This is a genomic window from Rhodococcus sp. DN22 (assembly GCF_036669995.1).
Classification (GTDB): Bacteria; Actinomycetota; Actinomycetes; order Mycobacteriales; family Mycobacteriaceae; genus Rhodococcus_F; species Rhodococcus_F erythropolis.
Genome location: NZ_CP133326.1, coordinates 1,651,118 through 1,671,834, shown reverse-complemented (window position 1 = coordinate 1,671,834; position 20,717 = coordinate 1,651,118). Strand labels below are relative to the sequence as shown.

General features: G+C 61.1%; 20 protein-coding genes. 6 read left to right on the top strand and 14 right to left on the bottom strand.

Annotated features, from left to right (window positions below):
* Positions 1-34: 34 nt before the first annotated feature.
* A complete protein-coding gene (locus RA302_RS07725; RefSeq protein WP_338480056.1) occupies positions 35-886 on the bottom strand; it encodes an SDR family oxidoreductase in 852 nt (283 codons plus the stop codon).
* A 118-nt stretch (positions 887-1,004) separates the two neighbouring features.
* Between RA302_RS07725 and RA302_RS07720 the strand changes: the two genes are divergently transcribed.
* Complete coding sequence (locus tag RA302_RS07720; protein WP_007735410.1) at positions 1,005-1,454, top strand: helix-turn-helix domain-containing protein; 450 nt, start codon at positions 1,005-1,007, stop codon at positions 1,452-1,454.
* Here RA302_RS07720 and RA302_RS07715 read toward each other — a convergent pair.
* From RA302_RS07715 to RA302_RS07705, 3 genes are all read right to left on the bottom strand, one after another.
* The gene (locus tag RA302_RS07715; protein WP_019744462.1) at positions 1,430-2,422 is read right to left on the bottom strand and encodes an iron-siderophore ABC transporter substrate-binding protein; all 993 of its coding nucleotides are present in this window, start codon (positions 2,420-2,422) and stop codon (positions 1,430-1,432) included. The two genes, RA302_RS07720 and RA302_RS07715, sit on opposite strands and share 25 nt — an antisense overlap.
* Positions 2,423-2,605: 183 nt before the next feature.
* Positions 2,606-4,009 carry a dihydrolipoyl dehydrogenase gene (gene lpdA, locus RA302_RS07710; protein ID WP_003941477.1) on the bottom strand — a complete coding sequence of 468 codons (1,404 nt, stop codon included), beginning with the start codon at positions 4,007-4,009 and terminating at the stop codon, positions 2,606-2,608.
* Positions 4,010-4,058: 49 nt separating this feature from the next.
* Positions 4,059-5,045: a membrane dipeptidase gene (locus RA302_RS07705; protein WP_338480052.1), complete on the bottom strand. Its 987-nt coding sequence runs from the start codon at positions 5,043-5,045 to the stop codon at positions 4,059-4,061.
* 233 nt (positions 5,046-5,278) lie between these two features.
* On the opposite strand from RA302_RS07705, the gene RA302_RS07700 reads away from it, so the two are divergent.
* The 3 genes from RA302_RS07700 to RA302_RS07690 all read left to right on the top strand — a co-directional run bounded on the left by RA302_RS07700 (position 5,279) and on the right by RA302_RS07690 (position 9,736).
* Positions 5,279-6,328 carry an alpha/beta hydrolase family protein gene (locus tag RA302_RS07700; protein ID WP_021343370.1) on the top strand — a complete coding sequence of 350 codons (1,050 nt, stop codon included), beginning with the start codon at positions 5,279-5,281 and terminating at the stop codon, positions 6,326-6,328.
* Positions 6,329-6,583: 255 nt separating this feature from the next.
* Positions 6,584-7,600 carry an alpha/beta hydrolase family protein gene (locus tag RA302_RS07695; RefSeq protein ID WP_338480050.1) on the top strand — a complete coding sequence of 339 codons (1,017 nt, stop codon included), beginning with the start codon at positions 6,584-6,586 and terminating at the stop codon, positions 7,598-7,600.
* Between the two features lie 84 nt (positions 7,601-7,684).
* On the top strand, positions 7,685-9,736 hold the full coding sequence (locus RA302_RS07690) for a prolyl oligopeptidase family serine peptidase (protein WP_338480048.1): 2,052 nt from the start codon (positions 7,685-7,687) through the stop codon (positions 9,734-9,736).
* Positions 9,737-9,740: 4 nt separating this feature from the next.
* On the opposite strand, the gene RA302_RS07685 is transcribed toward RA302_RS07690, so the two are convergent.
* Together RA302_RS07685 and ppk2 are read right to left on the bottom strand one after the other, a co-directional pair.
* On the bottom strand, positions 9,741-10,574 hold the full coding sequence (locus RA302_RS07685; protein ID WP_020906717.1) for an alpha/beta fold hydrolase: 834 nt from the start codon (positions 10,572-10,574) through the stop codon (positions 9,741-9,743).
* Positions 10,575-10,625: 51 nt separating this feature from the next.
* The gene (gene ppk2 / locus RA302_RS07680) at positions 10,626-11,540 is read right to left on the bottom strand and encodes a polyphosphate kinase 2 (RefSeq protein ID WP_037129644.1); all 915 of its coding nucleotides are present in this window, start codon (positions 11,538-11,540) and stop codon (positions 10,626-10,628) included.
* A gap of 145 nt (positions 11,541-11,685) precedes the next feature.
* On the opposite strand from ppk2, the gene RA302_RS07675 reads away from it, so the two are divergent.
* Positions 11,686-11,889 (top strand): PspC domain-containing protein, encoded by a 204-nt coding sequence (locus RA302_RS07675; protein WP_003941534.1) that lies wholly within the window; start codon positions 11,686-11,688, stop codon positions 11,887-11,889.
* A gap of 94 nt (positions 11,890-11,983) precedes the next feature.
* Here the strand turns inward: RA302_RS07675 and RA302_RS07670 are convergent, their stop codons facing one another.
* The 6 genes from RA302_RS07670 to RA302_RS07645 form a co-directional block, all read right to left on the bottom strand.
* Positions 11,984-12,127, bottom strand: coding sequence for a hypothetical protein (locus RA302_RS07670; RefSeq protein WP_003941503.1), 144 nt, complete (start codon positions 12,125-12,127; stop codon positions 11,984-11,986).
* 63 nt (positions 12,128-12,190) lie between these two features.
* The gene (locus RA302_RS07665) at positions 12,191-12,466 is read right to left on the bottom strand and encodes a hypothetical protein (protein ID WP_003941513.1); all 276 of its coding nucleotides are present in this window, start codon (positions 12,464-12,466) and stop codon (positions 12,191-12,193) included.
* A 122-nt stretch (positions 12,467-12,588) separates the two neighbouring features.
* Positions 12,589-14,034, bottom strand: coding sequence for a wax ester/triacylglycerol synthase domain-containing protein (locus RA302_RS07660; RefSeq protein ID WP_338480044.1), 1,446 nt, complete (start codon positions 14,032-14,034; stop codon positions 12,589-12,591).
* A gap of 136 nt (positions 14,035-14,170) precedes the next feature.
* A complete protein-coding gene (locus tag RA302_RS07655) occupies positions 14,171-15,631 on the bottom strand; it encodes a wax ester/triacylglycerol synthase domain-containing protein (RefSeq protein ID WP_338480042.1) in 1,461 nt (486 codons plus the stop codon).
* A gap of 454 nt (positions 15,632-16,085) precedes the next feature.
* A complete protein-coding gene (locus RA302_RS07650) occupies positions 16,086-16,280 on the bottom strand; it encodes a hypothetical protein (RefSeq protein WP_031331808.1) in 195 nt (64 codons plus the stop codon).
* A 237-nt stretch (positions 16,281-16,517) separates the two neighbouring features.
* Entirely contained in the window at positions 16,518-16,661 is a 144-nt protein-coding gene (locus RA302_RS07645) for a hypothetical protein (RefSeq protein WP_153212751.1), read from the bottom strand.
* Positions 16,662-17,226: 565 nt separating this feature from the next.
* Here RA302_RS07645 and RA302_RS07640 point away from each other — a divergent pair.
* Positions 17,227-18,063 carry a DUF559 domain-containing protein gene (locus RA302_RS07640; protein WP_338480040.1) on the top strand — a complete coding sequence of 279 codons (837 nt, stop codon included), beginning with the start codon at positions 17,227-17,229 and terminating at the stop codon, positions 18,061-18,063.
* A gap of 154 nt (positions 18,064-18,217) precedes the next feature.
* On the opposite strand, the gene groL is transcribed toward RA302_RS07640, so the two are convergent.
* Both groL and RA302_RS07630 read right to left on the bottom strand, forming a co-directional pair.
* Positions 18,218-19,843: a chaperonin GroEL gene (gene groL / locus RA302_RS07635; protein WP_003941476.1), complete on the bottom strand. Its 1,626-nt coding sequence runs from the start codon at positions 19,841-19,843 to the stop codon at positions 18,218-18,220.
* 273 nt (positions 19,844-20,116) lie between these two features.
* Positions 20,117-20,674 (bottom strand): DUF6764 family protein, encoded by a 558-nt coding sequence (locus RA302_RS07630; RefSeq protein WP_019744475.1) that lies wholly within the window; start codon positions 20,672-20,674, stop codon positions 20,117-20,119.
* Between the last annotated feature and the right edge of the window lie 43 nt (positions 20,675-20,717).

Sequence of the window (20,717 nt, the reverse complement as noted above, 5' to 3'; positions counted from 1 at the left end):
TAACCGCCCGCGGTTAATAAAGGCGCACAGCAGGTCAGGCCTTCCTCAACACCTCAGCCACCGGAGTGCTGCTGCGGCCGATCAACTTCTGCAGGTCACCAGACTCGGTGTCCAACGCCCCCTTGGCAATTGCAGCATCGGAATCCGCGAGAATCTCTGCGACCGGGGCAGGCAGGCCGACGCTCTCGAGAATCCCCTTGTATGCGTCCTCGCTCACGAACTGGTACGCGACAGGCTTGCCGGCAAACTCGCCGATCTTCTCGGCCAATTCGGCGTAGGTGAGCCTCTCGTCACCGCCCAACTCGTACACTGCACCTTCATGACCATCGGTGGTCGCGACTACTGCTGCGGCGTCGGCGTAATCCGCACGCGCCGCAGCCGCGATCTTGCCTTCCGCTCCCGCACCGACCAGTGCGCCGCGTTCGATCACACCGGCCAGGTCGTTGGTGAAGTTCTCCCAGTACCAACCGTTGCGCAACAGCGCGAACGGAATACCGCTCCGAGTGAGCACGTCCTCGGTCGCCTTGTGCTCGGCAGCAAGCTTCATCGACGTGTCCTGAGCATTCAAGATGCTCGTGTAGGCGATGAATCCGACGCCGGCAGCCTTCGCCGCGTCGATGATGTTGGTGTGTTGCGCGAGCCGTGACCCCACTTCACTTCCCGAGATCAGCACCAGCTTGTCGACGCCCGCCAATGCGGTTTCCAACGCCGAGGCATCGGCATAGTCCGCTTGACGTACAACTACTCCGCGGGCGGCGAGGCTTTCCGCCTTCTGCGGATTGCGGACGACTGCGACGATGTCGGACGCGGCGGTTCCCCGCCCGATCAACGACTCGACTACCAGTTGTCCGAGGTTTCCGGTTGCGCCGGTGACTGCAATGCTCATGCGAACTCCCGATCCAGGTTGAAGCGTAAATGCGTTCTGCAACCATCATGCACTTATTTTTCGTAAGTGCAACACGTCGAGTTAGCGCTATGGGATCGTGCAGTAGTAGCCTGGGTTCATGACCAGCACCGACTCACCTTCACGTGCTGCCCAGACCCCTGATCCGAATGCCGACGTCGTGGACCCAACGCTCGAGGCCGACGTCTTCGCTCGCGGGTGCAACTCTCGGGCGGCATTGCAGAATGCAACCGGACGCTGGGGCGCACTCGCGCTGGCGGCATTGAACGAGGGCCCGTACCGGTTCAGTGCCCTGCGCCGACGCGTCGACGGAGTCAGCGAGCGCATGCTCTCGCAGACCCTGCAAACACTCGAGCGGGATGGCCTCGTGCACCGTGAGGTACTCGAAACCATCCCGCCCAAAGTGGAATACAGCCTGACCGAACTCGGCGCCGACGTCGCCGCAAAGATCACGGCCCTGATCGAACTACTCGAGTCGCAGGTTCCGAAAATCGTTGCGTCACAAGCGTCGTACGACGCTCGGAATCAGCTCAACTTGTCCGAAAGCTGAGCGATGAACTCGTCGAATGCGTAAGGAACGCTCAGCACCGTCGGAGCGGACGTAGCCATCGCGTAGTCCATTCCGACCAGACGAACCAGACGGCCGTTCGACACCGAGGTCATGTTCGCGAACGGACCGAAGGACATCAGCTTGTCCAGGTTGGTGCCATCGGCGTCGACGAGAATGAAGACGTCGGCGTCGAGTGTGTCGATGGATTCCATGCCCACGGACACCGAACTGTCGCCGGAAGTGCACACTGCGTCGACACCGGGCGAGGTCTTCACCCCGAGTTGGCCGAGAAGACGGATCCGCGGGTCGGTGCCGCAGAAGACGATCAGGCCCTCGTCGGTGCGCATTGCATACGTTGCGGTTTTGCCCTGGAACTGTGGGTGATCAGCGGCCTGCTTCTCGAAGTACGCCCCGGTCTCGTCGATCAGCGTCTGAGCCTGCTCCGGCTGTCCGAGCGCTGCACCGATCATGCTCATCTGCTTGTCCCACGCCGTATCCCACGGCTGGTCGGGGAACGCGACGGTCGGCGCGATGTCACTGAGACGCTTGTACTCGCCCTCGTCGATGCCGGAGTAGACGGCGAGGATCACGTCGGGATCGAGCCCGAGGATCTGCTCGAACGGGATATCGGGATTGGTCGTCATGAGAACGGGCTTGGCACCGTTCAGACGCGAAGCGTCCCAGGGCAGGATGTTGTTCTCGATGCCGTCGCCGGAGAAGCTCTCCATGGCGACCGGAACCTTGTTCAGCGCGATCACCGCATCCTGGCCACTCCATCCGATGGTCACGATGCGCATAGGCTCCGCGTCGATCGTCGTCGAACCGTAGGCGTGGTCGACGGTCACGGGGAACGCCCCCGCCTCGGCGGCACCCGAAGCTTCGGTGTCCGATCCGGAGTCACCTGAGGTTCCACAGGCGGAGAGCGTCAGCGCGACGCAAGCCGCGAGCAGTACGGAACGAGTTTTCATGAGTGGTCCTTCGAAAGCCGGATGGTCGACTCGGGACGCTAATGCGTTGCGCGCCTACACCCCGACTCGAAGGCCTCAGATGGCGGTTTCGCAACACAACTCGACACAAAAGACGAAAAACCCCGTGCGTCTTTCCGGTAGTGCGAACTACCGAAAAGGCGCACGGGGCCGAAGGCCCTGCCGTCAGAAGTTGATCATGTGGCCTGCGAGGCCGTGGATCGCTTCCTGCAGTGCCTCACTGAGTGTGGGGTGGGTGTGGACGTTGCGTGCCAACTCGTTGACCGTGAGGTCCCACTTCTGGGCCAAGGTCAGCTCGGGCAGCAGTTCCGAAACGTCCGGTCCGATGAGGTGCCCGCCGAGCAGTTCGCCGTACTTCTTGTCGGCGATCAGCTTGACGAAACCGGTCGGGTCACCGAGACCGTGTGCCTTGCCGTTGGCGGCGAACGGGAAGTTCGCGACCTTGACGTCGTAGCCCTCGGCCTTGGCCTGCTCCTCGGTCAAACCGAACGAGGCGACCTGCGGCTGGCAGAACGTCGCACGCGGCATCATCCGGTAGTCACCGAGTGTCTGCGTCTCCGCGCCGCCGATGGTCTCGGCAGCGACGACAGCCTGAGCTTCTGCGACGTGCGCGAGCTGCAGCTTGGCGGTGACGTCACCGATGGCGAAGATGTGCGGGACGTTGGTGCGCATGTAGTCGTCGATCGCGATGGCGCCGCGATCGGTCAACGCGACCCCGGTGTTCTCGAGACCGAAGCCCTCCACACGCGGTGCGAAGCCGACGGACTGCAGAACCTTGTCGACGACCACGGTCTCGATCTCGCCGGACTTGTTGTCCTTGATCGAGACGGTGACCTTGCTGCCGTCGTCGCTGATGGACTGCACAGCGGCACCGGTCTTGATGGTGACGCCGAGCTTCTTGTACTGCTTGGCGATTTCCTTCGAGACGTCGGCGTCCTCGTTGGGCAGTGCCCGATCGAGGAACTCGACGATCGTGACGTCGACGCCGTAGTTCTTGAGGACGTAACCGAACTCCATGCCGATCGCGCCGGCACCGACGATCAGGATCGAACCCGGAAGGTCACGGGTGAGGATCTGCTCTTCGTAGGTCACGACGTTCTCGCTCAGCGAGGTGCCGGGCAGCAGCTTGGTGTACGAACCCGTCGCGATGATCGCGTTGTCGAACGTGATCGTCTCGGTGCCACCCTTGCTCAGCTCCACGCTGATGGTGTTGGCGTCGACGAACGTGCCCTTGCCGTCGTACTCCGGGATCTTGTTCTTCTTCATCAAGAAGTGAATGCCCTTGACTCGCCCGTCCGCGACCTTGCGGCTGCGATCGAAAGCGGAGCCGAAATCGAAGGACACGTCTCCGGACATGCCGAACGTCTTCGCTTCTTTCGTGAAGATGTGCGCGAGTTCGGCGTTACGGAGAAGCGCCTTGGACGGAATGCAGCCGACATTCAGGCATACACCGCCCCAGTACTTCTGCTCGATGATGGCGGTGCTCAGGCCCAGTTGTGCCGCGCGGATAGCAGCGACGTACCCACCGGGGCCGGCTCCGAGGACAACGACGTCATAGTGTGAGGTCACGATTCACCAGGGTAGTCCTGCATCGTTTCGCTGTCCCCAGATGGTCGCATTACCCGTCGGTAGCCCACACTTCTCGGGCAACTCGGGCGAAATTTCCGCCGTACACGGCCTCGATCGACGGCTCGTCGAAGCCCCGGTCACGCAATACCTGATCAAGTGTCAGCACGTCCTCCGGAGGAGTCCACTGCAGTGGCCCCCACGCGGTGTACGCCTCGGAGAACGACGACGGGTTCTGCTCGATCTCTTCGCGGAAGTCGTCGGCGTCGAAGGAGAAGTCGGAGCCGATCCCGACGTGATCGATGCCGACGAGTTCCACAGCCTCTTCGATGTGGTCGGCCATCGCGGACAGCCGAGCCTGGTCGTCATCCGGTCCGTTGACGCCGAGGAATATGCCCACGCCGTTGATCCCGATGACGCCGCCGGTCTCCGCACACGCTCTGGCCTGATCGTCGGTGATGTTGCGCGGATGCTCCCACAACCTTCGGAGGTTCGAGTGGCTGTAGATCATTGCTCGCTGGGTGATAGCTGAGATGTCCAACCCCGTCTGTACCGAACAATGTGAGCCGTCGACCGTCATTCCGACGCGATTCATCTCGGCAACCAGGTCACGGCCGTATCCACTCAACCCCGTGTCCGCCAGGTCCAAGCAGCCGCAGCCCGCAGCGTTCATGTAGTTATACGTCGGCAACATCGAGCGGACTCCGAGGTCGCAGAAGTACGAGACGTTGGCCAGGTCTCCCTCCAGCGGATTCGAGTCCTCCAGGTCGAAGGCCAGGGCAATTCCGCCCGACTCCTGAATCTCGACGACGCCGTCGACGGTGAAGACAGGGGTTATCTCCGGGAACTCGACCCGCGCCTGCCACGCGAAACTCTTGGCGATTGCCGTCGAGTCCGCGCGAGTCTGCGGCGAGTAACCGACGTTCACCGAAACGTAACTCCCCGCTGGGCGCTGATATCGGAGAAGATCTTCGACAGACGCGTTCGACTGCAGAGGTAGGCAACAATGTTGTTCCCATAGTGGATATGTCCGGTTCACTCACTAATCCCGTCGATGATCAGGGAAATTCACCTGAAACTGGTCGTACGTTCAGCAAATCTCTGGTTCACTGGCGGATAACGCACCGATGCGGTAGAACTTACAAGACTCACACGCCCTGTACCTATCGACAGAGCATGTACCCAGCATGAATTCCCGCACGGGAACAGCAACAAAGGACCGTTCACTCCTGGGCGGATTCGAAGGAATTTTAGGTGGAGGTTTCTGAACGTATGCGTGCTCGCACTTTCAAGCGTGGCCGTCTGGTCGCCGCTGTAGCCGCAGTATCCGTGCTGCCGATGCTGATCAGCCCTGCAGTGTCGTCCGCAGGCGGAGATCCGTCGACCACCACGGCAACTGTTGCCAAGGCAAACACAACGGGTTCCAAGCTCTCGAGCCGCACGGACAACGGGCGCATCGCCACCATCAAGGTGTACTCACCTTCCATGGGACGCGACATTCCGCTCGAGGTCATCCTCCCAGCAGACGGCAGCGAACCCCGCCCGACGCTCTACCTGCTCAACGGTGCAGGCGGCGGCGAAGACCGGGCGACGTGGCAGCGTCAGACCGACGTCAACGAGTTCTTCGCTGACAAGAACGTCAACGTCGTCACCCCTCTCGAAGGTGCATTCAGCTACTACACCGACTGGGTGAACGACGACCCGTCCCTCGGCCGTCAGAAGTGGCAGACGTTCCTGACCCAGGAACTCCCGCCCGTCATCGACGCCGAGTTCAACACCAACGGCGTCCAGTCGATCTCCGCGATCTCGATGACCGCGACCTCGGTCCTCAACCTCGCCATCGCAGCTCCGGGCCTCTACAAGGGCGTCGGTGCATACAGCGGATGCGCCGAGACCAGCACACCGGTCGGCCAGTCCTCCATCGAACTGGTTGTGGGCATGCGCGGCGACGCTGACGTGACCAACATGTGGGGCCCCCTCGACGGCCAGGGCTGGATCGACAACGACCCCGTCGTCAACGCCGAGAAGCTCCGCGGCACCGAGCTCTTCATCTCCACCGGCTCCGGACTCCCCGGCCCGCACGACACCCTGAACAACGAGGCGATCAACGGACAGGTCGGCACACTCGCCAACCAGGTGATCGTCGGCGGCGTCATCGAGGCAGCAGTCAACTACTGCACCCACAACCTCGCCTACCGCCTCAACGATCTCAAGATTCCGGCCACCTTCGACTTCAAGCCGACCGGCACCCACTCGTGGGGCTACTGGGAAGACGATCTCCACAACTCCTGGCCGATGCTCGCTCGTTCGATGGGCATCTGACCGAAATCGTTCCGGCTCGACCCCGCTCCCTGCACTTCCGGGAGCGGGGTCGAGTGCTTGTCTGGGCCGATTCGGGGGTTAATTCGGGGGTTGATTCCGGGGCCAATTCAATTGTCAGGCAATCGAATCGCGTCACTTTCTGCGCCCGCTCTGCTTTACTGACACATAACAAAAAGTGAACCTGTTCCAGTAAGGGCTCACAGGCACTTCGATCCGTTCCGGATCCGAAGACATTCAGGTGGAGGATCCGAACGTATGCGTGCTCGAATTTTCAAGCGTGGCAGTGTGATCGCAGCTCTCGCAGTGGCCACGGTGCTGCCGATGCTGATCAGTCCGGCGACAGCTTCTGCGGGCGGTGACACGTCCGGATCGCACGTCGTGAGCAACACCAAGACCGGCGACCGCAAGGTCACCATCTCGGTCTTCTCCCCGGCGATGGATCGCAACATCCCGCTCGAGGTCATCCTCCCAGCAGATGGCAGCGAACCCCGCCCGACGCTCTACCTGCTCAACGGTGCAGGCGGCGGCGAAGACTCGGCGACCTGGCAGCGCAAGACCGACGTCATGAACTTCTTCCAGGACAAGAACGTCAACGTCGTCACTCCACTCGAAGGCGCATTCAGCTACTACACCGACTGGGTGAACGACGATCCGGTTCTCGGTCGCCAGAAGTGGCAGACGTTCCTGACCCAGGAACTCCCGCCCGTCATCGACGCCGAGTTCAATACCAACAAGGTCCAGTCGATCTCCGCGATCTCCATGACCGCGACCTCGGTCCTCAACCTCGCCATCGCGGCTCCCGGCCTCTACAAGGGCGTCGGCGCGTACAGCGGATGCGCTGAGACCAGCACCCCCGTCGGTCAGAGTGCGATCGAACTTGTCACAGGTACCCGCGGCGGAGCTGACATCACCAACATGTGGGGCCCGCTCGACGGTCAGGGCTGGAAGGACAACGATCCGGTCCTCAACGCCGAGAAGCTCCGCGGCACCGAACTCTACGTCTCCACCGGCTCCGGACTCCCCGGCCCGCACGACACCCTGAACAACGAGGCGATCAACGGACAGGTCGGCACACTCGCCAACCAGGCGATCGTCGGCGGCGTCATCGAGGCAGCAGTCAACTACTGCACCCACAACCTCGCCTACCGCCTCAACGATCTGAAGATCCCGGCCACCTTCGACTTCAAGCCGACCGGCACCCACTCGTGGGGCTACTGGCAGGACGATCTCCACAACTCCTGGCCGATGCTCGCTCACTCCCTGGGCGTCTGACCCGATTCGTTCTCACTCGACCCCGCTCCAGTGTTTCGGGAGCGGGGTCGAGTGCTGTCGGGAGCGAGCAGTAAGAATGGACGTATGACTTCCGATCAGCAGCCCACCACCGGCGACGACCCCTACCTCTGGCTCGAAGACGTGACCGGTGAGTCTGCACTCGATTGGGTCCGTCAGCACAATGCCGTGACCGAGGAGCAGCTCACCGACAACGAGCGCTTCGATCGACTGCAGAGCGACGTGCGCGAGATCCTCGATACCGACGCGCGAATCCCCTACGTCCGCCGTCGAGGTGAGTTCCTCTACAACTTCTGGCGCGACAGCACCCACGTTCGCGGATTGTGGCGACGCACGACGTTCGATCAGTACGTCACCGACGACCCGGAATGGGACGTCCTCGTCGACCTCGACGCCCTGGCCGAGGCCGAGGGCGAGAACTGGGTCTGGAAGGGCACGCAACTTCTACGGCCACACCGCAACCGTGCATTGATCAGCCTCTCCCGCGGCGGGGCAGACGCGGCGGTCGTTCGCGAGTTCGACATCGACAAGCGCGAGTTCCTCGCTCCCGAGGGCGAGAATCCCGGCTTCTACCTTCCCGAGGCCAAGACCGACATCGACTGGATCGACATCGATACCGTCTACGTCGGAACGGATATCGGACCAGGGTCACTCACCGATTCCGGATATCCCCGTCTGGCCCAGCGGTGGAAGCGCGGCACTCCCCTCTCCAGCGCCGAGACCGTCTACGAGGGCCAGGCCACGGACGTGGCCATCTCGGCTTCGCACGATCCGACGCCCGGGTTCGAACGAGACTTCGTCACTCGCTCGGTCGATTTCTACAACTCTCAGCATTTCGAAGTTCGCCCCGACGGTGAACTGGTGCTCGTGGACGTCCCCGAGGACGCCGGGATCTCGATTCACCACGAGTGGTTGTTGATCCGCACCAAGTCCGTGTGGGCCGTCGAGGACACCGAATATCCGACCGGCGCACTGCTTGCCATCCGTTACGACGATTTCCTTGACGGCTCACGAGCACTGACATCGATCTTCGAACCCGACGCACATTCCTCGCTCGAGCACTACACCTGGACACGCGATCATCTGATTCTGGTGGTCCTGACCGACGTGCGCACGACGCTGCAAATCCTGACGCCGGGCGAAAATGGCTGGGAGGATCGACCTTTCGAAGGGCTTCCAGAACTGACCAGTATCGAAATTCTCGACACCGACCCCGATGTCAGCAATGAATACTTCGTCAACTCGAGCGGATACACCTCCCCTGCAACTCTTTTGCACGGCGTGATCGGCGAAACCGAACCCACTGCCCTCAAGCAGGCTCCCGCGTTCTTCGACGCCGAGGGCATCACCACGGAGCAGTTCTTCGCCACCTCTGCCGACGGCACCCAAGTTCCGTACTTCGTGGTGCGCAGTCCGCGTAGCGAGCCCGGCCCCACCCTGCTCTACGGGTACGGCGGATTCGAGATCTCGCTGACACCGTCGTACAGCGGTTCTCTGGGCCGTGCCTGGCTGACGCAGGGCGGCACCTATGTGGTTGCGAACATTCGTGGTGGCGGCGAGTACGGACCCGGTTGGCACACAAAAGTTCTCAAGGCCGGTCGCCACAAGGTGCACGAAGACTTCGCTGCCGTCGCGAGAGACCTCGTCGATCGCGGAATCACGACCCCGGATCTTCTGGCAGCTCAGGGCGGAAGCAACGGCGGCCTGCTGATGGGCATCATGCTGACCAAGTACCCCGAACTCTTCGGCGCCATCGTCTGCCAGGTCCCGCTGCTGGACATGCGCCGATTCCATCTCCTCCTGGCCGGCGCTTCGTGGATGGCCGAATACGGTGACCCCGATGTCCCGGAGGAGTGGGCATTCATCTCGGAGTACTCGCCGTATCAGAACATCGACGCCGCCGCGTCGTACCCACCGATCCTGATCGCGACGTCCACCCGCGACGACCGCGTCCACCCCGCGCATGCCCGCAAGATGGCCGCACGGCTGGAAGAACTGGGCAAGCCGGTGCTGTATTTCGAGAACATCGAGGGTGGCCACGGCGGCGCCGCGGACAATGCTCAGCTGGCCTTCAAAACTGCGCTGACCTACGAGTTCCTCTGGCAGAAACTCAGCTGATCTTTCAGCGGTCGCGCAACCACGCGACGACGCGCTCGCTCACAGCGGTGGGATTGCGTATCCAACCGTTGTGACCGAGTGGTTCGTCGATGTGCGTCATCGTCACTTGGGCCCCGGAGAGCTTGTCCACCAGGTTCTTTGCCGACCGGCGTGGAGCGAGATCGTCCCCTTCGATCGTGATCGACAGAACCGGCAAGGTCAGGCGAGCGATCCGCTCCTCGTAGTCGATATCCGCACCGACGGGTTCCATGCGACCGGTCCTGGCGAACCGTGCCCAATCGGTGATCAGTACTTTCGACTGTCGACCGAAGCCGCCGACGTTGACCCGGTCTCCAGGCCAGAAGCCGGCGATGTTGGCTGTCACCGACATCGCGGACGAACCCAGATAGAGTCCGGGCGCACGGATTCCGGGGAATCCGCGGTGATACGGCGATCCGGAGGCAACCAGGATCAGTCCGCCGAGCCGGCCCCGAATCCTGGACGCGTACATGACCCCGATCTGGCCGCCCATGCTGTGCCCCATCAGAAATGGTGTGCTGGCCGGGAACCGCTCACGCACCACCTCGAACGTCGCCGGACAATCGATCGAGACCAGTTCCTGATATCCGAAAACACTCGACGCGCTCGGGCGCGGTTTGCTGTCACCTTGGCCACGCAGTTCACCGATGGCCGCATTGAAGCCGGCTTCGACCAGGGCCTGCGCCACCGGGTCGTAGAACCCGGCGGGAACTCCGAGCCCGGGCAACATCACCACCACAGGTGCGTCGTCGTTCGGTCCGGGAAACAGACGGATCGGGGTCACGGTGCCGTCAGGGAGTTGGATCGGTACGGTCTCCATTCAACTCACACTAACCACCCACGCCGCGGATGGGCAGAGCCCACGCGCCGACTATTCGAGGCTTCCCACGATCAGCGGATCCGGAGTACCCACGATCTCGTAATCCTTGTTGTCGTAATCGAACTGACTGAGCACGTGACGCATCGCGTTTATCCGCGCGCGTTTCTTGTCATTGCTCTTGATGACGGTCCACGGAGCGGTGTCGGTATCGGTGAACCGAATCATCTCTTCCTTCGCCGCCGTGTACGCATCCCACTTGTCCAGAGAAGCGATGTCCATCGGCGAAAGCTTCCACTGCCGAACGGGATCGACCTGTCTGATCGCGAACCGCGTGCGCTGCTCCAGCGGTGAAACCGAGAACCAGAACTTGATCAAGCTGATGCCGTCGTCGACGAGCATCTGCTCGAACAACGGCACCTGGCGCAGAAAACGCTCGTGCTCCTCGTCGGTGCAGAAGCCCATGACCCGCTCGACCCCGGCCCGGTTGTACCAAGACCGATCGAACATCACCAGTTCCCCGGCTGCGGGAAGGTGCTGCACATAGCGCTGGAAGTACCACTGCGTCGACTCGCGAGCCGACGGCTTCTCCAATGCGACGACCCGTGCGCCGCGAGGATTGAGGTGCTCCATGAATCGTTTGATCGTTCCGCCCTTGCCGGCGGCGTCGCGTCCTTCGAACACTATGGCGTGCCGTGCGCCGGTTTCTTTCGACCAGTTCTGCAGCTTGAGGAGTTCGATCTGCAGCAGACGCTTGGACATTTCGTACTCGTCCCGAGGCATCCGTGCCTCGTACGGGTAGCCCTCCCGCCAAGTGTCGACCTCGAAACCGTCCGGCGACGTCAGCAGCACCGGATCGTCGTCGTCATTGTCGTCGACGGTGAAGGCGGCGGTGTCGGCCAGATCGACGGCGGTCGAGAGATCCGCGAAGGCGCTGAGGAACGGTCGGCGTTCTGCTAAATCGGTCACCGCCGACAAGTTAGTCTCCCGCAGCAACTGTTCGGTGAAGCTGGGATGAACTACCGGGGTATGACACGGCGGCCTCAAAAGATCAGGGTGCAGATGGGGGTCGTCCCCGATGGTGCGCGGCGCCATCTCGCTTCAGAATTGAAGCATGACATTCGAAAGCAACACACCTCGCCCCTTCACCCGTTCCAACGACAAGAAAATGTTCGCCGGAGTGTGCGGCGGAATTGCAGATTACTTCGGCGCCGACGTAAATCTTGTCCGTCTACTCGCGGTTATCGCCGCTATTTGCACGGGTGGAACCGCGGCTTTGGTATATCTCGCCGCCTGGATGCTCATGCCGTTAGGTTGAGAATTCCGGCAATTGACATGGCGAGAATTACGCGCCGACAAAAAGGTATTTCGGGGCCTACGCGCCAACACGAGCAGGCCCCGAAATCGACAATCTACTTGGCGGCCTTCAACTCTCCACCACTGAGCGCAGCGAGGGCCTCGAGACCCTTGACGGCCAGGCCACTGACGCTGCCCAACCCCTGACCGATGATCGCACCGACTGAGCCGGCAGCGTCCATGACAGATCCTTCAAGCATGACGTTCTCCTTTAGATGTTCAGTGGTTCACTTGGGACGAGCAAATGACGCCGATCAGAAAACTCAGGGAACGACAGGCGGCGTAAAGCTGAGGGTGTCGAGAGATCCGAAGATTCCACCGGCGGTGTCAGCCAGTGAACCGAAGAGGTTTGCACCGACATTGTCCAATCCCAGCAGCATTGTCAGCAAAGCCTGCATCGGTGCACCGTCCCCATTCGGACCACCGAGAATATCCATCAACGAACCCATGTTCAGCTCCTCGCGTAGGTGATTCTTTTTACCGTCGGTGACGATTATCGAACCAGTCCGGCGGTAGACACTCGACGTGTCGACAGTCACATTAATCCGCGAGATAACGACTCGACACCACTACGGACAATTACCTTAATTAGGATGAATTCGACAGAAATTTCCCGAACACAAATCGTCGATTCACCACAAGTTCCGACGCAAGTTGCTCTTTATCGTTCGCCTACCTCACGATTTTGGTCAGAAACTGCCTGCAGAAGCGTCGTGAACCCCACCCGCAACAATTCGACGTAGTGCTCGATATCCGGCATCGTCTCTTGCGAGACGATGACATTGAGCGTCAGAGAACCTCCACGCGCGGCAATGAGGAAGTGGCGCAGAATGTCTCCGTCGACCGGCGCCTGCCCGCCGAGAACTGCCACCGCCGGCGCACCTTCGAAAACATTGCCGTCGACCGATACCGGGACATTGCTGATCGTCGTGTTCTGAATGACCTTGTGCGAAGGGTCCAGCTTGTTGAGCCGACGCGAGAGACCGGTGAGCCTGAGCAGAGCCGCAGGCGAGGTTTCGATGCGTGTGCCGTAACGACGGACCGCTGGGTGTGAACTCCGCCCTTTGGCCCTCAGCGCCGAATCCCTGATCAGTGTCAGCCGCTCGACCGGATCTTCGACGTCTGTGTGCAGATCGACCGTCAACAGCGCCAGTTGGTTGGCCGATTCCCATTCGGCTATCTTCCGCATCGATCGGGGAACCATCGCCGCCAACCCACTGGCCGATTTCTCGCCCTTCTCCGACAGGTATGCGTCGAGAGCACCGGCGACGACGGTCAGGAAGATGTCATTGACCGTCACGTCCGGAACGGCCGCTCGGATCGCTTTGATGTCTGCGCCGTCCAGCGTCAGGAAATCGATCGTGATGTCTCCGCCCAGCACGCCGTTGAATCGGGTCGGTAAGCGGTCGGCCGAGTACGTAGGTAGCTCTCCGGCCTCTTCCGCCTCCCGAACCGTCTCGGCCGCAACCTTTGTCACGGACAGACCCCGGCCGAAGCGGATCGCCTGGCCGGGTAAACCGACGACCGTGCGCCCGATCAAATCCAGCGACGAAAGCCCCGAACCGGCACGCTTCGTGTCCGGCTTCGGCGGACCGGAGAACAGAAGGTTGGTCAGATCGCGGATCGCCAGACCGTCACCGGCCCCGTGGTGGGTCTTGAGCATGATCAGCGTCAGATTGCCCGGCAGCTCGTCGATCCCGTGCACGCCGGTCATGACGTGCAACTCCCAGGGCGGCCGGGACAGGTCCATCGGCTCCCCGAGCGAGCGCCCGAGCAATTCACGAACCGGCGCCCACCCGGCAACAGGGGCACGATGGACGTGCACGTGATCATCGACGTCGAAATCGGCCGGGACCCAATAGGGATAGTCCAGATCCAGCGGAACTCGCTGGAGGCGACTCGTGAACAGTGGCCAGTACCCGAATCTTTCGGCGATCCACCGAACCGCGTCGTCGTGCGTCATCTCTGCGAGCGGATGGCCCGTCGTGTCGAAGAAGTAGGCGCAGACCATGTGGCTCAGATGTCCGCCGGACTCGTTGTAGACGAACTCCGCGTCTCGCGGTCCCATCTGAGATACCGCGGCTGGCAACGAGTTCCGAAAGATCATGCATGCCCCTCAATTCCGACGCTGAACGAATGTCCGAATTGTAGCGAGCTGACATGCAGATCCTCGGGGTTCTGCTCGGAATCGTTGGGTATCACCAAATCCAGCAATCGGAAAAGGTGCCTGCGATTCCGATCGATCAGGAGGCAACCTCTTGGTCAGGTGAATCCGCAGTCTGCATCGCGGCTGCCGCCGCCAAATCATCGAAACTTGCTCGCAGTAGTTCGATGTAATGGTGGAGATCGGGCATGGTCGCGGTATCCGCGATGACGTTGAGGGTCAGTCCCCCACCTGCTGCGGCGACCATGAAATGCCGTAGCCCGTCCCCGTCGATAGGCGCTTGCACTGCAAGCACAGCCGCGCCCGGGGCGCCGGCAAGCGTCAACCCTTCGACCGAGAGAGGAATGTTACTCACCATGGTGTGCTGGTAACGCGGTCGATCGAGGCTGTGATCGTTCTGCTTGCGCGCATATGCCATCAATCTCATCAACGGCGCCGGCGTGGTCTCGACTGCAGCCCCGGCACGCCTGACCGCGGGATGGGACGTGCGCGCCTTCTCCGACCGTGCCGAACTCGAAATGAGCGCCAACCTCTCCAACGGGGACTTGACCTGGGTGTGCATATCCACCAGCAGAGCCACCAACTGATTCGCCGACTCCCACGCTTCGACCTTGCGTACCGAGCGAGGAACCATCGCGATCAAGGAATCTCGTGGCCGTTCGTCCTTTTCCGTGAGGTAGCGCGTCAGAGCACCTCCGACGACGGCGAGCAGAACGTCGTTGACAGTGGCACCGGGCACCGAATCCTTGATCGCACGGACCTGCTCCCCGGACATTGTCATCGGTTCCAGAGAGGCCACTCCACTCACCTTGCCGTTGAATCGCACTGCAGGCCTCTCGTTGAGGCTCTCCACCCATTCTCCTGCCCTCTTCGCAGCGTCAGCATCTCTCTGAGCGCGTCGGTTGCCTGGTACCTGCCTTGCGAAGCGATATATTCGGCCGGGAAACCCCAGTAGCGACTTGGTGAATATCCTCGCTCGCACAAACGGCACAGGCGGTTCGGACCCAGCCTGCTGCACCTTGCCCGAAAAGATAGTTTCGCCCAACGTCCTGATGGCGATACCGTCAGCTGCGCTGTGGTGAGACTTGAGCACCACCGCCGTCAGTCGGCCCGGCAATTCTTCAAGTCCCTCCAAACCTACGAAGAAGTGCAGTTCCCACGGCGGACGACGCAGGTCCATCTTCGTCGTCAACAACGCGTTCAACGGCTTTTGCAGTGCTGCCCATCCTGTTTCATCGATCTTGTTGACATACACGTGCTTTCGCACGTCGAAGTCAGGGTCTGTCACCCAGTAGGGATGGTCGAGTCCCAACGGAGTCCGTTGGACTCGTTGAGTGAACATGCGATCACATCCGAGGCGTGCGGTCACCCAGGCCACTGCCTGTTCTGCCGTGAATTCCGCGCTTGGGTGCAACGATGTTTCGAAGAAGTACACAGCGATCAGATGGTTCAGGTGACCAGCGCCCTCGTGATAGATGAATTCGGCATCGCGTGGGTTCAGCTGCGCCATCCTTGCGCCTGACGTGTTGGACGCGCCCATTGAACTCCTTGTATCGCGACTGGTTGCCCGCACATTCGCCTGAGCGTAAAAGTGACTGTAAATCCGGTGATTGCAAAACCAATGGTCCCCGAAGCCACAGGGCTACGGGGACCATAGTTTCAAGCAAGTGCAGGTTCGCCTGACTGCTCCGCTACGATGCTGTCCTCGACAACCGAACAATATGATGCAGTCGCTGGAGTGATCACGGCTTTTGTGGAGGATCCTTGATGATCTTGCTTCCAGTGGAAGTGAGACCAAGCATGTTCGATACCCACGTGATCATTCCGGTTATATAAGTTTGCAGCATGACCGATTCCGTTCTTCTATGGCGTGGGGGAAGACGACAGCGCGTTGAAATACTTCACAAACGTGCCCACGAGATCGACCGATCCGAAATCGACGATCTTGGACAGGTAGTCCAGGAAGAGATCGAACATCTTTTCTCCTTCTCCTTTTACAGGCCGGCTACGGAGCCGAGGACCGATTGGACGCTGCCCGCCGCAGCTTCACCGAGCGCACCGCCCATGTTGAGGCTTCCGGTGATCGACACGAAGATTCCGTCAACGACCTTGACCAAGTAGAACAGTGGATCCACGAGGGATCCGACGTCAACGCTTGCGAGCGCACCTATCAAACTAGCTGTGTCCACCGTATTTCACACTCCTCGAGATTGATTTCGTTCACTGGGTAAAGCAATTCACTTCTCAGTCGACGTTCGGTAACCACCCGAAGTCAACCGAGGCGATAAACGGGGTAAACAAAGCCATCCCGAGAATGTTTTTGATCAACCCCCCGGCCTCGCCCTCGAGAACATCCGCAATCGATCCCAGATCCATCATTCACTCCTGTCATCAAGAAACATTGGAAGAAGAACTTGCAGGTGCCGTCAACTGAGGTCGATTGCCGAAACCAACGATCCGGTGACCCCGTCGATTCCCGGCATGAGCGAACCGGACCAGACGTTACCCAGCAGGTCGGTGAACAATGCCGCCGTTGTCTGCAGGAACATGACGATCATATTGAATCCCACGCTTTCGATTGGCCGCGAATACTCACGGAACATTTACATTGGAATGCTTGATGCAGCCCACAAAGAACCGGTCCAAGTAGCAATTAAAGAATCTCTGTCGAACGATGTAACCGAGATCCTCCGGGGTTGGCGCCCACTTTCCGCGGCTGTGACTGACATCAAGGTAGTGCAATAGGATCCGGTTTGGGTGCTTTTTGCCCAAGAATTTCAGATGGATCTGAAACCTGTTCCATATTCGCAGGTCTAGCGTCCAAGACGCCTGAAAATCGAGCAAAATGGAATAGCAACCGGAATGCACGTCGTCCGAAAGGCTTAGTACTTGAGGGTATTCAGAACAGAATTATCCACCAAAAGAACTAGAGGTATCCGCACTTCACAGGTTAGCGGAGGCGAACAATCGGGACGGAAAATATCAAACATCCTTCAACATTCGGATAGGTGAAGCTTCTCGTTCCCCACCTTCTCGATACACCTGTTACGCCATGAGGTTGTCCACACACACGCGGCCATCCACAAAGTGGCTTCTGAATCCGCGTCGTCAGGCCCTTGCCGCCACAGTGCATACGTGGAAGTTGTCACGAGAAACCAGTTGCTCGAGCAGGGCACCTCGAGCAGTTCGATCTCCCGATCCACGCGGTCAGGGCGACTCCATCGAATCCTGCCGTCGGTGTACTCCACCGAAGAACCTGGATACTTCGAGCGTTGCGTCGCGGTCACACTGTGGAAGCCCGAGGCCGTCCTCAGCCATACCAGTGCGGCCTGGCTGTGGGATCTCCTGCCGGAGGAACCACGCTTCGTCGAGGCCACCGTGGCTCCCAGCGTCCGAGCAGGCAGTCCGCAGTGGGTACGGCTTCACCGACGAACAGGAGTCTCGTCGGATGAGTGGATGGGTTTACCGATCGTGCCGATCGAGCAGTGCTTCATCGACGTCGCGACCACGTTGCCACGCCCGGAACTCGAGGCCTTCTTCGACGCGGCGGTATCGACCCGAGTGCCGTGGAAGTCGATAGCCCAACTGTGTGATGCGAGCCGCGGCAGGCACGGGATCCCCGCCGTACGCGAACAACTCCACACCTGTTGCCCGCTCACTCGTTCGGAACCGGAGCGAGCAGTCGCCCGTGCGCTGACTGCGCGCAACGTCCACCTGGAGATCAACGCTCGGGTCGGACCCTACTTCGGCGACCTGGTCGACACGCGAGCCCGGGTGATCGTGGAGATCGACGGGCGCGAATTCCATACCGACCCCGCAACTTTCAACAACGATCGACGGCGTCAGAACGCACTCGTTCTCGACGGATGGATGGTGTTGCGTTACTCCGCCGCCACCGCGATGGCCCATCTCGACGCTGTGGCGGACGAAATCATCACAGTGGTCCGAAGACGCCGACACAACCGGACGTAAGCGCGGGCGTAAACGCACACAGCATCGAGCGTGCAACGGGAAACCGCGATCGCGTCGCAGCAGTGGACAAAAATGCCCGCATTTGTCTCCAGACAAGCAAAAGCCCGGCCCACCGAATGGTGGGCCGGGCTCTAGGAGCTAGGTGGAGATGGACTCAGAAGTCCATGCCGCCCATGCCGCCGGTCGGATCGCCTGCAGGCGCTCCGGCCTTCTCGGGCTTGTCAGCGACAACGGCTTCGGTCGTCAGGAACAGAGCCGCGATGGACGCTGCGTTCTGCAGTGCCGAGCGGGTGACCTTGACCGGGTCGTTGATGCCTGCAGCGAGCAGGTCGCCGTACTCGTTGGTCGCAGCGTTGAGGCCGTGACCTGCGGGCAGGTTGGAGACCTTGTCCGCAACAACGCCGGGCTCGAGGCCTGCGTTGAATGCGATCTGCTTGAGCGGAGCGGACAGTGCAACGCGAACGATGTTCGCGCCGGTTGCCTCGTCACCTTCGAGCTTGAGGTCGTCCAGTGCGGGAGCTGCCTGGAGAAGTGCAACGCCACCGCCGGCGACGATGCCCTCTTCGACGGCTGCCTTTGCGTTACGCACTGCATCTTCGATGCGGTGCTTGCGCTCCTTGAGCTCGACCTCGGTAGCAGCGCCGGCCTTGATGACTGCAACGCCGCCGGCCAGCTTGGCCAGACGTTCCTGCAGCTTCTCACGGTCGTAATCCGAGTCGCTGTTCTCGATCTCGGCGCGGATCTGGCTGACACGACCGGCGATTGCGTCGGCGTCGCCGGCACCCTCGACGATGGTGGTCTCGTCCTTGGTGATGACGACCTTGCGTGCCTGGCCGAGGAGCTCGAGGCCTGCGGTCTCCAAGGAGAGTCCGACCTCTTCGCTGATGACCTCGCCACCGGTGAGGATGGCGATGTCGGCGAGCTGAGCCTTACGACGGTCACCGAAGCCGGGAGCCTTGACGGCAACAGACTTGAAGGTGCCACGGATCTTGTTGACCACGAGGGTGGAGAGAGCTTCGCCCTCGACGTCCTCGGCGATGATCAGGAGCGGCTTGCCGGACTGGATGACCTTCTCCAGCAGGGGCAGCAGGTCCTTGACCGTGGAGATCTTGGAGCTGACGAGCAGGATGTACGCGTCTTCGAGGACGGCTTCCTGACGCTCTGCATCGGTGGCGAAGTACGCCGAGATGTAGCCCTTGTCGAAGCGCATGCCCTCGGTGAGCTCGAGCTGCAGGCCGAAGGTGTTGGACTCCTCGACCGTGATGACGCCTTCCTTGCCGACCTTGTCCATAGCCTCGGCGATGAGCTCACCGATGGACGGGTCGCCGGCGGAAATACCGGCGGTAGCAGCGATCTGCTCCTTGGTGTCGATCTCCTTGGCGGTCTCGAGCAGGCGAGCTGTGACAGCCTCGACAGCCTTCTCGATGCCGCGCTTGAGGCCGAGCGGGTTCGCGCCGGCTGCGACGTTGCGCAGGCCTTCACGGACCAGAGCCTGTGCGAGAACGGTAGCGGTGGTGGTGCCGTCGCCAGCGACGTCGTCAGTCTTCTTGGCGACCTCCTTGACGAGCTCGGCGCCGATCTTCTCGTACGGGTCGTCGAGTTCGATCTCCTTGGCGATGGAAACACCATCGTTGGTGATCGTGGGGGCGCCCCACTTCTTTTCGAGAACGACGTTGCGACCCTTGGGGCCCAACGTCACCTTGACAGCGTCGGCGAGGGCGTTGAGGCCTCGCTCGAGGCCACGACGTGCCTCTTCGTCGAACGCGATGATCTTTGCCATTGCGAAGTGATCCTCCGGATAGGGGGTGACACACAAGGTGACCGCTCGTCGGGTCACCTCATCGGCACAAGGCGACCGTTTGACCAGTCACCTCATTACACGGGCGACCGATTTGCCTGGTCACCCATCTACGCCTGTGGTCTAGTCAGTGCCCGCGACGGACGACCGGGGGTGTCTATGGTTCCCGGTCTCACTGCCTCGACCTGGCACTCACGGTTCGCGAGTGCCAACTGCATTTTTAGCACTCGAGCGTGCCGAGTGCAAGGTTGAGCCTCAGCCCGCGATGCAGAACTGTCCGTTACTCAAATTGACCGCAAACGAGAGCACTCCGACGCAGTCGACGCCGTTGGCATCGGCCGTAGCGCCCGCTCCGTAACCGGCGATGGCGAAGGTGACGTTGCCGTCAGCCGCCCCGGCCCGCGCGATTCCGCCGCCGAGCGCAAATGCCTGCGCCTGACCGTTACCGCGAGAAGCCCCCAGCGCGGTTCCGAAGCCGTTTGCATATGAATTGGAGTAGCCGTTGTCGGCGGCGACGCTCACAGCGGTACCGCTCTCGGCAGCACCGGCCTGCGAACGGCCGGCTCCGACGGACTGCGCGCCGCAGCTCGCGGTCTCTGAGACCTGGATGTCATTGGCCGACGGCGGCGAGACACACGTGACGGGGGCTGCCGAAGCAGCTCCCGCACCGGTCAGCGCCAGCCCGGCGGCGAGCCCCATACCTACAGTCATCACAGCCCCTGTTCTCGCCAGGCGGCCCCCCAACCGACTACTGGAAATTCCGCTGACTCGAGAGGATGAGCGACGGAACCAGACTGACGAGATCAAGGGCATAGAAAACTCCTTCGTGGAACAGGTTCATTGGATTCGGGCGCGA

Bases quoted from the DNA above. Each gene is read 5' to 3' on its own strand.
- RA302_RS07670 (WP_003941503.1), bottom strand. From the start codon at position 12,127: ATGCTTGAAGGATCTGTCATGGACGCTGCCGGCTCAGTCGGTGCGATC.
- RA302_RS07715 (WP_019744462.1), bottom strand. From the start codon at position 2,422: ATGAAAACTCGTTCCGTACTGCTCGCGGCTTGCGTCGCGCTGACGCTC.
- RA302_RS07725 (WP_338480056.1), bottom strand. From the start codon at position 886: ATGAGCATTGCAGTCACCGGCGCAACCGGAAACCTCGGACAACTGGTA.
- RA302_RS07675 (WP_003941534.1), top strand. From the start codon at position 11,686: ATGACATTCGAAAGCAACACACCTCGCCCCTTCACCCGTTCCAACGAC.
- groL (WP_003941476.1), bottom strand. From the start codon at position 19,843: ATGGCAAAGATCATCGCGTTCGACGAAGAGGCACGTCGTGGCCTCGAG.
- RA302_RS07690 (WP_338480048.1), top strand. From the start codon at position 7,685: ATGACTTCCGATCAGCAGCCCACCACCGGCGACGACCCCTACCTCTGG.
- RA302_RS07660 (WP_338480044.1), bottom strand. From the start codon at position 14,034: ATGATCTTTCGGAACTCGTTGCCAGCCGCGGTATCTCAGATGGGACCG.
- RA302_RS07685 (WP_020906717.1), bottom strand. From the start codon at position 10,574: ATGGAGACCGTACCGATCCAACTCCCTGACGGCACCGTGACCCCGATC.
- RA302_RS07720 (WP_007735410.1), top strand. From the start codon at position 1,005: ATGACCAGCACCGACTCACCTTCACGTGCTGCCCAGACCCCTGATCCG.
- RA302_RS07695 (WP_338480050.1), top strand. From the start codon at position 6,584: ATGCGTGCTCGAATTTTCAAGCGTGGCAGTGTGATCGCAGCTCTCGCA.
- RA302_RS07700 (WP_021343370.1), top strand. From the start codon at position 5,279: ATGCGTGCTCGCACTTTCAAGCGTGGCCGTCTGGTCGCCGCTGTAGCC.
- RA302_RS07630 (WP_019744475.1), bottom strand. From the start codon at position 20,674: ATGCCCTTGATCTCGTCAGTCTGGTTCCGTCGCTCATCCTCTCGAGTC.
- RA302_RS07655 (WP_338480042.1), bottom strand. From the start codon at position 15,631: ATGGGCGCGTCCAACACGTCAGGCGCAAGGATGGCGCAGCTGAACCCA.